Annotated in this window: 11 protein-coding genes; 8 read left to right on the top strand and 3 right to left on the bottom strand. The window is 69.5% G+C overall.

From position 1 onward, the window contains the following. Positions 1-91 precede the first annotated feature (91 nt). Genes BLW00_RS08145 through BLW00_RS08135 form a run of 3 tightly spaced genes read left to right on the top strand, consistent with a single transcriptional unit; the run spans position 92 to position 3484 of the window. A complete protein-coding gene (locus tag BLW00_RS08145; RefSeq protein WP_217634311.1) occupies positions 92-1180 on the top strand; it encodes a zinc-binding dehydrogenase in 1089 nt (362 codons plus the stop codon). Between the two features lie 37 nt (positions 1181-1217). Then, positions 1218-2678, top strand: coding sequence for an NAD-dependent succinate-semialdehyde dehydrogenase (locus BLW00_RS08140; protein ID WP_092551621.1), 1461 nt, complete (start codon positions 1218-1220; stop codon positions 2676-2678). A 44-nt stretch (positions 2679-2722) separates the two neighbouring features. Next, positions 2723-3484: an SDR family NAD(P)-dependent oxidoreductase gene (locus BLW00_RS08135; RefSeq protein WP_092551618.1), complete on the top strand. Its 762-nt coding sequence runs from the start codon at positions 2723-2725 to the stop codon at positions 3482-3484. 63 nt (positions 3485-3547) lie between these two features. Here the strand turns inward: BLW00_RS08135 and BLW00_RS08130 are convergent, their stop codons facing one another. Genes BLW00_RS08130 through BLW00_RS08120 form a run of 3 tightly spaced genes read right to left on the bottom strand, consistent with a single transcriptional unit; the run spans position 3548 to position 7205 of the window. After that, positions 3548-5650: an acetate--CoA ligase family protein gene (locus tag BLW00_RS08130; protein WP_092551615.1), complete on the bottom strand. Its 2103-nt coding sequence runs from the start codon at positions 5648-5650 to the stop codon at positions 3548-3550. Further along, a complete protein-coding gene (locus BLW00_RS08125) occupies positions 5647-6033 on the bottom strand; it encodes a Zn-ribbon domain-containing OB-fold protein (RefSeq protein ID WP_092551612.1) in 387 nt (128 codons plus the stop codon). The genes BLW00_RS08130 and BLW00_RS08125 overlap by 4 nt, the downstream gene beginning before the upstream one ends. Next, a complete protein-coding gene (locus BLW00_RS08120) occupies positions 6030-7205 on the bottom strand; it encodes a thiolase family protein (RefSeq protein WP_092551609.1) in 1176 nt (391 codons plus the stop codon). The genes BLW00_RS08125 and BLW00_RS08120 overlap by 4 nt, the downstream gene beginning before the upstream one ends. 124 nt (positions 7206-7329) lie before the next feature. On the opposite strand from BLW00_RS08120, the gene BLW00_RS08115 reads away from it, so the two are divergent. Genes BLW00_RS08115 through BLW00_RS08095 form a run of 5 tightly spaced genes read left to right on the top strand, consistent with a single transcriptional unit; the run spans position 7330 to position 12732 of the window. After that, positions 7330-8970: a flavin-containing monooxygenase gene (locus BLW00_RS08115; RefSeq protein ID WP_092551606.1), complete on the top strand. Its 1641-nt coding sequence runs from the start codon at positions 7330-7332 to the stop codon at positions 8968-8970. 3 nt (positions 8971-8973) lie between these two features. Further along, the gene (locus BLW00_RS08110; protein ID WP_092551603.1) at positions 8974-9840 is read left to right on the top strand and encodes a transketolase; all 867 of its coding nucleotides are present in this window, start codon (positions 8974-8976) and stop codon (positions 9838-9840) included. Further along, on the top strand, positions 9833-10813 hold the full coding sequence (locus BLW00_RS08105) for a transketolase family protein (RefSeq protein ID WP_217634310.1): 981 nt from the start codon (positions 9833-9835) through the stop codon (positions 10811-10813). Before BLW00_RS08110 ends, BLW00_RS08105 begins: the two co-directional genes overlap by 8 nt. Beyond that, a complete protein-coding gene (locus tag BLW00_RS08100; RefSeq protein ID WP_092551601.1) occupies positions 10803-11642 on the top strand; it encodes an SDR family NAD(P)-dependent oxidoreductase in 840 nt (279 codons plus the stop codon). The genes BLW00_RS08105 and BLW00_RS08100 overlap by 11 nt, the downstream gene beginning before the upstream one ends. Continuing rightward, positions 11635-12732, top strand: a complete 1098-nt coding sequence (locus BLW00_RS08095) for a glycerol dehydrogenase (RefSeq protein ID WP_092551598.1) — start codon at positions 11635-11637, stop codon at positions 12730-12732. The genes BLW00_RS08100 and BLW00_RS08095 overlap by 8 nt, the downstream gene beginning before the upstream one ends. Positions 12733-12736 lie beyond the last annotated feature (4 nt).

The raw sequence follows: 12736 nt of genomic DNA, 5'->3' as shown, positions 1-12736 counted from the left end.
CGGGGAGGGCGACCCGGCCCTGCCTACTATCGGGGCAGCAGCGGCGCCATCCCCGGGCCGCGGGCGAGAGGGTTTCACGCGAAGGAGCGTCGTGCAGGGCAGAGTGGCAGCGATCGTCGGGCCGAGGCAGTTCGAGGTCAAGGAGTACGAGGTGCCGATGCCGGAGGCCGGCGCCCTGGTGCTCACCGTGCGGCGCGCGAACGTGTGCGGCTCCGACATCCATCAGTACCACTACGACAGCCCGGCCCTGCGCGAGGCCGCTCTCGGACACGAGTTCGTGGGCGAGGTCCTCGCGCTCGGCGACGGGGTGACCCACGACAACGCCGGGCAGCCCGTCGCGGTCGGAGACCGGGTGGTGGCCGTCTACTACGTGACCTGCCGTCGTTGCGCCGCGTGTCTTCGGGGCGACTTCGGCATGTGCGTGAACTCGCTGCGCGAGTGGTCGAAGAATCCGGATGTCGCACCGCACTTCTTCGGCGGCTTCGGCACCCACTACTACGTGAACCAGGATCAGTACTTCTTCACGGTGCCCGACGTGCTCGACGACCAGATCGTGGCCGGGGCCAATTGCGGCCTCGCCCAAATGCTCTTCGCGCTCGATCGCACGCGCCTGGCCGCCGGATCGATCATCGTCGTGCAGGGCGCAGGCGGTCTCGGTCTCTACGCGGTGGCGGTGGCGAAGGAACGCGGCGCCGAGGTCGTCGTGATCGACGGCGTGCCCGAACGGCTCGCCCTGGCGGAGCGCTTCGGCGCCGACCACGTGATCGACATGACAGAGCACACCACGACCGAGGAGCGGGTCGCCCGCGTGCTCGAGCTCACCGGAGGCCGGGGAGCGGATGTCGTGCTCGAAGTGACGGGCGTCTCCGCCGCGTTCCCCGAGTCGATCGCGCTCGCCCGCACGGGCGGCGAGGTCGTCTCGGTCGGCAACCTCACCGTGGGCGAAGGGTTCGAGATCGCCCTCTCGCCCGGCGTCATCACGCGCAAGAACCTGCGCGTGCAGGGCGTGCTGCGCTACGACCCCTGGTATCTGCACCGTGCGCTCGAGTTCCTCGTGCGCACCCGGGAGCGCTTTCCCTTCGAGGCGCTCACCAAGCAGGCGCACTCGTTCGACGACCTGGCCGACGCCATCCGCGACGGCGAATCGCGCAGCGTCGCCCGCGCCTCCATCGTCTTCTGACCGACCGCATCGACCCTCACAGAGAGCAGACCTCAGGATGACCGACTACCTCACCAGACTCTTCATCGACGGATCCTGGCAGGACGCCGACTCGGGCGAGACCTTCGCGGTGCTGAACCCGGCCGACGGCTCCGAACTGGCGCGGGTCGCGGATGCCGACGCCCGCGACATGACCCGCGCCATCGACGGCGCCGAGCGGGCGCAGATCGGCTGGGCGGCGACTCCGGCACTGGAGCGTTCGAGGATCCTGCGCCGGGCCGCCGAGATCGGCCGTGCCGACATCGACCGCCTGGCCCGGGTGATGACGGCCGAGCACGGCAAGCCGATCGCCCAGTCCATCGGCGAGCTGAACTACGGATTCGACTTCATCGACTGGTTCGCCGAGGAGGCACGCCGCACCTACGGCACCACGGTGCCGTCGACGGGTCCGGACAAGCGCATCGTGGCCATCCGGCAGGCCGCCGGTGTCAGCGTCGCGATCACGCCGTGGAACTTCCCCTCGCTCCAGATCCTCCGCAAGCTCGGGGCGGCCCTGGCCGCCGGCTGCTCGATGGTGGTGAAGCCGGCGGCGCTGACGCCCATCTCGGCGCTCGAGATCGGCCGCTTCTTCGCCGAGGCGGGCCTGCCCGACGGGGTGCTGCAGATCGTTCTCAGTTCGCGGGCCTCGCGGGTGAGCGCCACCATCATGGCCGACAGCCGCGTGCGCGTGCTCTCCTTCACCGGATCGACCGAGGTCGGCAAGATCCTGATGCGCGAGGGCGCTGCCACCATGAAGCGCCTCGCGCTCGAGCTCGGCGGCCACGCTCCCTTCATCGTGTTCGACGACGCCGACGTCGAACACGCGCTCGACCAGCTGGTCGCCGTGAAGATGCGCAACATGGGCCAGACCTGCGTGTCGGCCAATCGCATCTTCGTGCAGCGCTCGATCGCGCCCGAGTTCACCCGCCGGCTGGTCGAGCGCCTGTCGTCGATGAAGGTCGGGTTCGGTCACGAGGACGGCGTCGAGGTGGGGCCGCTGATCGAGGCGGCGGCCGTGGCGAAGGTCGAGGCCCATGTCGCCGACGCGGTGGCAGGGGGCGCCGGCGTGGCGACCGGCGGCAAGCGGCCCGAGCACAGTGCGCTCGCGAACGGGCACTTCTACGAGCCGACCGTTCTCACCGGAGTCACCGACGACATGCTCGTCGCCCGTGACGAGACCTTCGGCCCGGTCGCCCCGATCTTCGAGTTCGACACCGAGGAGGAAGTCGTGGCACGGGCGAACAACTCCCCCTACGGCTTGGCGGCCTACTTCTTCACCCGCGACGTGAACCGCGTGGTGCGGGTCTCGGAGTCCCTGCAATACGGCACCGTCGGCGCCAACGACGGCAGCATCTCGGCCGTCCAGGCGCCCTTCGGCGGGGTCAAGGAGAGCGGCATCGGCCGCGAGGGCGGCCACTGGGGCATGGAGGAGTACCTGGACACGAAGTACATCTCACTCGCCGGCCTCACGCGGGCGTGAGTATCCGTCATCCACCTCACCCGGCAACGAAGCAAGGAGAACACGTGACAGGCAAACTCGAGGGCCGCAAGGCCGTCATCACCGGAGCAGGCTCGGGCATGGGCCGCGCGATCGCCGTGCGATTCGCGGCGGAGGGTGCGGCGGTTGCCGCACTCGACCTCGACCGGGCGGCTGCGGAGGCCACGGCCTCCACGATCGCGCAGGCGGGCGGATCGGCGCACGCCGTGCAGGTCGACGTCTCGAACGGCGCCTCCGTCGGCGCCGCGATCGCACAGAGCGTCTCGGCGCTCGGCGGCATCGACGTGCTGGCGAACATCGCCGGCATCCTCGACGGCTACGCGCCGATCCTCGACACCAGCGAGGAGCTGTGGGACCGCATCCTCGGCGTCGACCTGAAAGGCGTCTTCCTGGTGACGAAGGCCGCGCTGCCGGCGATGCTCGAGGGCGGGGGCGGCACCATCGTCAACATGGCTTCGATCGCCGGGTTCGTGGCCCGGGGCGGCGGCGTCGCGTACACCTCCGCGAAGCACGGCGTCATCGGCCTGACCAAGCAGATGGCCGCCGACTACGGCCTCCAGGGCGTGCGGGTCAACGCGATCTGCCCGGGGGCCGTCGAGACGGCGATGACCAAGCGGATCCTCGAAGAAGGCGAGCTGGCGGTCATCGAATCGATCAACGCCGTGCCGGCCGGCCGCCACGCCCAGCCCGAGGAGATCGCGAACCTCGCGCTCTTCCTCGCGAACGACGAGTCGTCGTTCGTGCACGGCGCCGCCTACGTCATCGACGGAGGCTGGACGGTCGTCTGACCCGCACAGGTGAAGAACCCCCGCCCGTGACCGGGTCGGGGGTTTCTTCGTGCGGACCCCGGCTCAGTGGGCGCTTCGGATGACGACGGCGTCGACCGCACGCACCGCCGGCTGCACCTCTCCGCCCCGCGGGAGGAGCATGAGGGGGTTCACGTCGAGTTCGTGGATCGCCGCGGCGGGGTCGAGCATCGCGTCGCCCAGCGCCACGGCCGCTGCGGCCCAGGCGTCGAGATCGACCGCGGGGGCACCGCGCACCCCGCCCAGCACCGCGGCGATGCGCAACCGGCCGATGGCCGCGAGCGCGTCGTCGAGCGAGAACGGCGGGAGGAGCAGCTGCACGTCGGGCATCGCCTCGACATGGATGCCGCCCGCGCCGATCACGACCACCGGCCCGAAGACGGGGTCGAAGCGGGCGCCCAGCATGCCCTCGTGCACGCCCTTGATCATCCGCGCGATGATCGCGCCCTCGTTCGCGAGGCCCTCGCGCGCCAGCGTCGCGAACATCTGCTGCACCACCGCTTCGGCCTCGCCGGCGGGCACCCCGATGCGCACGAGGCCGAGTTCGGACTTGTGGGTCGCCTCCGACGAGCATCCCTTGATCACCACCGGCCCACCGCCGAGCTGTTCGACGGCCTCCGCCGCCTCCGCGGCGTCGTGCACGAGCACGTGCTCGACCGCGGGCACCCCGATGCTCTCGAGCAGGCGCAGGCTCTCCGATTCGTTGAGCACGGTGCGCGGTTCGCGAAGCCGCGAGTCGAGCGCGCACCGGCCGAGCTCCCGCGACCGCGCGCGGGCGATGAGGGTGTGGTGGCGCAGGTACTGCGCGAGCGCGCGCACCGCCTCCGACTCGTCGGCGAACACGACGAGCCCTTTCTCCCGGAACACGCGTGCGATGTTCGACTGCGGCACGGCCATCACCACCGGCACACCGGTGCTGTCCTCGAAGTCGGAGACGTCGCGAGCGAAACGGTCGACGTCGTATCCCCGGCCGGCCACGGGGATGCCCACCACGCATCCGTGCACGCCTCCGTCGCGCCCGAGCACGGGCAACACCCTGCCGAACAGCGAGCTGTCCGTGAGCAGCGCGGCCGTGACATCGATGGGGTTCTCGACCGACGCGAACGACGGCAACGCCTCCGTCAACTCCGACTTCGTCGCGACGGTCAGTTCGGCCACGGGCAGCCCCTCCTCGGCGGCAGCATCGGCCGTGAGTACGCAGATCGCGCCCGAGTTGCTCACGATCGCGATCTGCTCACCCGCGGGCCGACCGGGCCGGAGATACAACCCTGCCGCGGCCACGAGGTCGCGCGTGCTGCGCGCACGCCAGATCCCGTGCTTCTCGAGAAAGGCGTCGACCACGCCCTCCTCGGTGGCCAGCGCCCCGGTGTGCGACGCAGCCGCCCGCTGGCCGGCTTCGCTGCGGCCTCCCTTGAGCGCCACCACCGGCACCCCGCGATCGAGGGCGGTGCGCGCCACCTCGGCGAGGGAGTCGAGATCGGCGATGTCCTCCAGGTAGAGCAGCAGCAGCTTCACCTCAGGGTCGGCCACCACCTCCGCGGCGAGTTCCGCCGCCGTCACGTCGATGTCGTTGCCGGTGGCGTGGGCGTAGCGCACCCCGATCCCGGCTTCGCGGAGCAGGCCGTACGGCACCGAGCAGAGCGCTCCGCTCTGGCTCACCACGGCGACGGCGCCGTCCTCGGGCGGCTGTTCGGTGAAAAGCGTCGAGAAACTGAGCACGGCGCCCGTGGCGAAGTTCGCAAGCCCCTGCGAGTTCGGGCCCACGATGCGCATCCCCGTGCGCGCGGCCGCATCCAGCATCTCCGCCTGCCAGGCCAGCCCCTGTTCGTCGCCGGTCTCACCGAAGCCCGAGGCCATGATGACGCAGCCGGCGACGCCGAGTTCGGCACAGCGCACGATCTGGGCGACGGCGTTCGCTCCCGACACCGCGATGATCGCGACCTCCGGCACGACCGGCAGGGCGTCGATCGACGGATACGCGACGAGGCCCTGGATCTCGGAACGCTGCGGATTGACCGGATAGATCGCGCCGGCGAATCCGCACTCCTGCAGGTAGCGAATCGGTCGCCCACCGATCTTCTCCGGATCGCTCGAGGCGCCGATGACGGCGACCGAGGCCGGATCGTGGAAGAACCGGAGCCCACTCACGGCGCGATCTCCTCGCACTGCGGGAGGAGACGCTGCGACCCCTCGTCGAACGCGATCGAGACCCGCACTCGGCTTCCGATCGCGGTTCCCGGACGGCACCGCGCCATCATCCGTACCCCCTCGTCGAGGTCGACCAGGGCGATCCCGATCGCCTCCTTCGCCGACCCGTCGACCGAAGCCACGCGGCGATGCAGGCTGGTCTGCGCGAACACCGTGCCCGTTCCGCTCGGCTCGAAGACGTGCACGGCGGCGGAGCACTCGGGGCAGCGCATCCGCGGCAGATACCAGGTGTGCCCCTCCGTGCAGCGCTGGGCGAGCAGGCGAGGCTCCCCCGCGGTCCAATCGGCGGACGCGGATTCGGATGCGGATGCGGATGCGGTCATGTCGGTTCTCCAGTCGGCGCGGCATCGAGCACGATCGAGACGTGCGCCGAGAGCACCCCTCCGTCGGCGTGCAGCAACCCGCGGCGCGGGCGATCGGTGAGTTGGCGCCCTCCGGCCTCGCCGCGCATCTGGGCGACGATCTCCACCAGGTGCGCCATCCCGCCCGCCACGCCGGAATGACCGTAGGAGAGCAGGCCGCCGTGCAGGTTCAGCGGGTAGCGGCCGTCGGCCGCGAAGAACCCCTCCGCCGCGTGCCTGCCGGCCGTGCCTGGCGGCACGATGCCGATCTCCTCGAGCAGGATGGCGAGGGTGATGGTGAAGCTGTCGTAGATGCCCAGGATGTCGAGCTCTTCGATTCCGGCGCCCGCCTCGTCGAGCGCCGACTGCGCGCTCGACGCCGCACCGAACGATCCGAAGTCGGCTTCGCTGACGTGCTGGTGCTCGTTGGCCTGACCGAGCCCGGCGACCGTCACCTCACGGTTCCCGCCGCCCCGGCGGGAGACCACGAACGCGGCGGCCCCGTCCGACATCGGGCAGCAGTCGAGGAGTCCGAGGGGTTCCGCGATCGGTGGCGCGGCGAGCACGTCGTCGACCGTGATGGGGGTGCGGAACTGCGCTCCCGGATGCGCCGTCGCGTGCGCACGCATCTGCACGGCGAGCGGAGCCAGGTCGGCGCGGCCGAGGCCGAAGCGGTGCAGGTACTCCGAGGCCAGGAGTGCATAGTAGGCGGGGATGTTCGCCCCCAGCACCACCTCATGCGTCGAGTGGCCGACCTGCGCGAGCGTCGCGATCGCGGCATCCCGGCTCTGCCCGCTCGCCCGGTTCTCCCCGCCCACGACGAGTACCGTGCCGGCGTCACCGGAGCGTACGAGGCGGGTGGCCTCCGCGAGCATCGCCAGGCCCGTCGCTCCCCCCACGTTCATGCCGAACGCCCGCGTGGGACTCGCTCCGAGGTACTCGGCGAGGACGTTGCCCGGCATGATGTGGTTCACCGTGGTCGCATAGCCCGTGATGACGGTATCGACGCCGCGGGCCGAGAGCCCGGCGTCGTCGAGGGCCTGATACGCGGCGACGGCTTGGAGCTCGAGGGCCGATCGCCCGGCGTCACGGCTGAAGGGGGTGAGGCCGACACCGGAGATCACGGCGTCGTCGCCTTTTCGTTGTGGGGGCACGGCCTCAGTCTCTCCGATGGGACCGAATCAGCGCTGTCCTATATTGCGACGTCGAGACCAGGCCGCGGCGGGAGCGGGTGATGATCATCACCTATTCAGTCCGGAAGAGAAAGGGAATCCGACGATGAGCAATGTCGCCACACGGCCGGATGTGATCGAAGTCGACGCGGTGGTCATCGGAGGCGGCTTCGCCGGCCTCTACACGGTGCACACGCTGCGCGACGACCTCGGCCTCACGGTGCAGGCGTTCGACAACGCGAGCGACGTGGGTGGCACCTGGTACTGGAACCGCTACCCCGGAGCACGCTCGGACACCGAGGTCAACGCCTACTGCTATTTCTTCGACCAGGAGCTCTACAACGAGTGGAAGTGGACCGAGCGCTACCCGCGCCAGTCCGAGATCCTCGCCTACCTCAACCACGTCGCCGACCGGTACGACCTGCGCAAGAGCTATCAGTTCAGCACGCAGATCGAGAGCCTCATCTTCGATGAGGAGACCGATCGCTGGTTCGTTTCGACCGACAAGGGCCAGCTGTATTCCGCGCAGTTCCTCGTGGAGGCGGTCGGCCTGCTGTCGGCCACCAACGTGCCGGAGTTCCCCGGCCAGGAGAACTTCCGTGGCGAGATCTACCACACCGCACGCTGGCCGCACGAACCGGTCGATCTGGCCGGCAAGCGTGTGGGTGTCATCGGCACCGGATCGAGCGGCATCCAGGTGATCTCCGAGATCGCGCCGATCGTGGGGCACCTCACGGTGTTCCAGCGCACCCCGCAGTGGGTCGTGCCGTCCCGGCACCGCCCGATCGACCCGGATCTGATCGAGAGCATCCGCAACGACTATGAGGGCTACCACCACGACCTGCTCTACTCCACCACGGCGTTCGGCTTTCCCGAGAGCGCCGTGTCGGCCGAGAGCGTCGACGAGGCTGCTCGCCGGGAGGCCTTCGAGAAGGTCTACGATGACGGCGGCGGCTTCCAGTACATGTTCAAGGCCTTCAACGACGTCGGCACCAGCCTGGTGGCGAACAAGTCGGCGACCGATGTGATCGAGAAGCGCATCCGCGAGACGGTGAACGACCCGATCGTCGCCGAACTCCTCGTGCCCACCGATCTCTACGCGAAGCGCCCGCTGTGCTGCGACGACTACTACGAGGCCTACAACCGCGCCACCACCACCCTCGTCGACGTGAAGCAGAACCCGATCGTGGAATTCACCGAGAAGGGTATCCGGGCCGGCGACACCGAGTACGAGCTCGACGTCATCGTGCTGGCCACCGGCTTCGACGCGGTCTCGGGCAACCAACTGCGGATCTTCCAGCAGGGCCGCAACGGACTCACGCTCCAGGACAAGTGGCGTGACCGCGCTTACACCTACCTGGGCACGATGACCGCCGGCTTCCCGAACATGTACATGGTGTACGGACCGATGGGGCCGTTCACGAACCAACCCCCGGTGCACGAGGCGCAGGTGGACTGGATCGCCGACGCGATCAAGCACACGGTCGACTCCGGCGCCGCGACACTCGAGCCCACCCAGAAGGCGGAGGACGACTGGATGGAGCTCTGTGACGCGGGAGCGGCGATGACCCTCTTCCCGCGCGTGAACTCCTGGATCAACGGGGCGAACATCCCGGGCAAACCGGTGGTCAACTACTTCTTCATGGGTGGCATGGCGGCTTACATGGACTTCATGAACGCCGACCGGGATTCGGAGTTCGGAGAGCATTTCCTCACCGACGGCCACCCGGCGCGGGTCAAGGCCTGAACGATGGCGCAGCCGGGAACCACGAGACGGCCGGAGATCACGATCCCGGCCCACGACCGCACCGTCGAGCAGCTGCACGACGAGGCCTTCGCCCTCCGGCAGACCATGCTGCGCATGGCCTCCGACAAAGGCGAGGGGTACATCGCGCAGGGAATGGACATCGCCGACCTGCTGGCGGTGGTCTACTTCCGCGAACTCAACTTCGATCCGAACGATCCCGAGTGGGCCGATCGCGACCGGTTCGTGCTCTCCACGGGGCACTACTCCATCGCGCTCTACGCGGTGCTGCACCGCATCGGCTACATCTCGGAGGAGAAGCTCGACGAGTTCGGCCTGAACGGTGCCGACCTGGCACTCAGCACCTTCGACGACCAGCCCGGTGTGGAGATCACGGGCGGCTCCCTCGGTCACGGTCTGGGTCAAGCCGTCGGGATGGCGCTCGGCTATCGTCTCGACCGACGCGCCTCGCGCATCATCTGCGAACTCTCCGACGGCGAACTGCAGGAGGGTTCGGTGTGGGAGGCCGCGATGGCGGCGGCCAGCCACCGGCTCGACAACCTCATCGCCGTGATCGACTGCAACGGCATCCAGGCCGACGGCCCGACCGTGCTCGACATGGAGCCGATCGCCGACAAATGGCGCGCGTTCGGCTGGGACACCCGGGAGATCGACGGCAACGACGTCGCCGCGCTCGTGGCGGCGTTCGACGCGCTGCGGGCCTCCGACGGGCGCCCCAAGGCGATCGTGCTCCGCACCACGCCCGGCAAGGGCATCCCCACCCTCGAATCCCGCGAACGCGCTCATTTCGTGCGTGTGAAAGCGGATGAATGGACGTCGCTGCGCGCGGAATTGGAGTCGAACCGTGGTTGACCTGAAGAGCGGCCGCGCAGGCGGCATGGGCGAGATCCTCGACGTGGAGGGGCCCTACGAGGTGGCGCCGCTCGGCACCGCACTCGTCGAGCTCTCGGCGAACCGTCCCGAGATCGTCGGCCTCACCGCCGACATGGGACGGTTCAGCGACATCCACGCCTTCCGCGACGCGCATCCCGACCGGTTCTTCAACGTGGGGATGGCCGAGGCCGACCTGCTGCTGATCGCCGCCGGTCTGGCGAAGACCGGCAAGATCGCCTACTGCACCACCTACTCGGTGTTCGTCACGCGCCGCGCCCTCGACTTCCTCGTGATCGCCTGCGCCCACAGCAAGGCGAACGTGAAGATCCTCGCGGGGATGTCCGGGCTGATGAATCCCTATGGCGCCACGCACCAAGCCACCGACGACATCGCCGTGCTCCGGATGATCCCCGACCTCGCGATCATCGACCCGTGCGACGCGACGGAGCTGGCGCAGGTCGTCAAGGCCGTCGCCGACATCGAGGGCACCGTCTACGTACGGAGTCTCCGAGGCAAGGTGCCCGTGGTGTTCGACCCGGAGGAGTACTCCTTCGAGTTCGGCAAGGCCAAGGAACTGCGGTCCGGATCCGACGTCGGGGTGATCTCGACCGGATTTATGACCCAGCGCGCGTTCGTCGCCTCGGCTGCCGCTCGCGAGCGCGGCCTCGGCGCCGGAGTGCTGCACGTGCCGACCATCAAGCCCTTCGACACGGAGGCCGTGCTGCGCTTCGCCGCCGGCGTCGACCGCCTCGTGATCGCCGAGAACCATCAGATGAGCGGCGGCCTGGCGACGCTTGTCACCGAAGCGCTCTACGACGCGGGCTTGCACGTGCCGATGATCAAGATCGGCATCCAGCACCGCTTCCACGAGTGCGGCTCGCAGGCGTACATGGAGGAGAAGTACGGCCTCGACCAGGGGCGCATCACGCGAGCTGTGATCGATGGGGTCTGAGACGGCGACCGACGAGTCACGCGTCGGCCGGCTCGACGGCCGGGTGGCGCTGGTCACGGGCGGCGGCAGCGGCCTCGGCCGGGCCACCGCCGTGCTGCTCGCGCGGCGGGGAGCCCGGGTGGTGTGCCTGGATCTCGCGGGCGACGCCGCGCGGTCCACGACCCTGCTGCTCGAGAGCTCCGGACAGGACCACCTCGCGCTGAGCGGCAATGTCGCGCGGCAGGAGTCGGTCGACGAGGTCACCGCCGCCGTCATCGAGCGGTTCGGGCGAATCGACGTGCTGGTCAACAGCGCGGGCATCGCCGAGGGGAAGGCGGCGACCCTCGATCAGGACCTCGCTCATTGGCAGCGCATCATCGACGTCAACCTCACGGGCAGCTACCTGATGTGCCAAGCGGTGGCCCGCACCATGCGCGACACGGGCGGCGGCGTGATCCTGAACCTCAGCTCCATCGCCGGGGTGATCGGGCTTCCGCGGCGCACCGCGTACAGCGCCTCGAAAGGGGCGGTTAGCATGCTGACGAAGGTGCTCGCTGCGGAGTGGGCCCCCTACGGCATCCGCGTCAACGCGGTCGCTCCGGGCTACATCCGCACGGCGATGACCGAGCGGCTGATGGCCGAGGGCCGGCTCGATCTCGAGGCGATCATCCGCCGCTCTCCCACCGGGGCGTTGGGTACGGCGGATAACGTCGCCGAGGCGCTGGCCTTCCTCGCCTCCGATCAGGCGCGGTTCATCACCGGCGTCGTGCTGCCGGTCGACGGCGCCTACACGGTCTACGGCTCCCCGGAAGACGCCTATCCGGGGGTGCTCGGTGACGGTCATGACTGAGATGGGCTCCCGGACGGGCATCCGGGTGTTCGGAACGGCGGCCCGTTACGTGCAGGGGCCAGGGGCGCTGGCCCAGATCGGCCGTCATGCCGCCGGCATCGGCTCGAGCGCACTGGTGCTCGTGGACGCCTTCATGCTGCCGGTGCTCGCGCCGGTGATCGAGGCGTCCTTCGCCGAAGCCGGACTCCAGGCACGATGCCGGAGCGTCGCGAGCGAGGTGACCGAAGCCGCGATCGCCGCCGTCACCGCCAATGTTCCTGCCGGAACCGACTTCGTCGTCGGGGTCGGCGGTGGCAAGACCATCGACATCGCCAAGGGAACCTCTCGGCGGCTGGACCTGCCGGTGGTGACCGTACCGACGATCGCGAGCAACGACAGCCCGGCCAGCCGCGCGATCGCGCTGTACGACGATGCGCACCAGCTGATCGAGGTGCCGCTGCTCCGGCGCAATCCCGCCCTGGTGCTGGTCGACACCGAGGTGATCGCCGGCGCCCCCGCCCGATTCCTGTCCGCCGGAATCGGCGATGCGCTCTCGAAACACTTCGAAGTGGAGGCCTGCCGGGCTGCCGGGGGCATCACGATGCAGGGCACCCGCGGTCTGCGTGTGGCGGCGATCGTGGCAGCCGGATGCTACGAGGTGCTGCGGTCGCAGGCGGTCCGGGCTCTCGCCGCGCTGGAGGCCGGTGTGATCGACGATGCCTTCGAAGACACGGTCGAGGCGGTGGTGCTGCTGTCGGGGCTCGCCTTCGAGAACGGAGGGCTGTCACTCGCCCATGCCGTCACGAGAGGCCTCATGGCCGTGCCGGGAGCCGCCTCGCGTTTGCATGGCGAGCACGTCGCGTATGGGTTGCTGGTGCAGCTCGCCGTGCTCGGCGAGAGCGACGCCGCCATCCGCGATCTCGCGTCCTTCCTCGACGAGGTGGGGCTGCCTCGCTCGCTGAGTGAGCTGGGCGCGGCGCCGACAGACGAGGCGTACGACGCGGTGGCCGCACGCACGCTGACCGCTCCTCACGTCGTGAACCTTCCCGAGCCCCTGACCCAGCCCGCACTGGTGGCGGCGCTCCGCCGGGTGGAGCGGCTCGCGCACTGAACCG

Origin of the sequence: Herbiconiux ginsengi, from assembly GCF_900107435.1 — a bacterium.
GTDB classification, from domain to species: Bacteria; Actinomycetota; Actinomycetes; order Actinomycetales; family Microbacteriaceae; genus Herbiconiux; species Herbiconiux ginsengi.
This window is presented reverse-complemented; position numbering and strand designations above follow the sequence as displayed.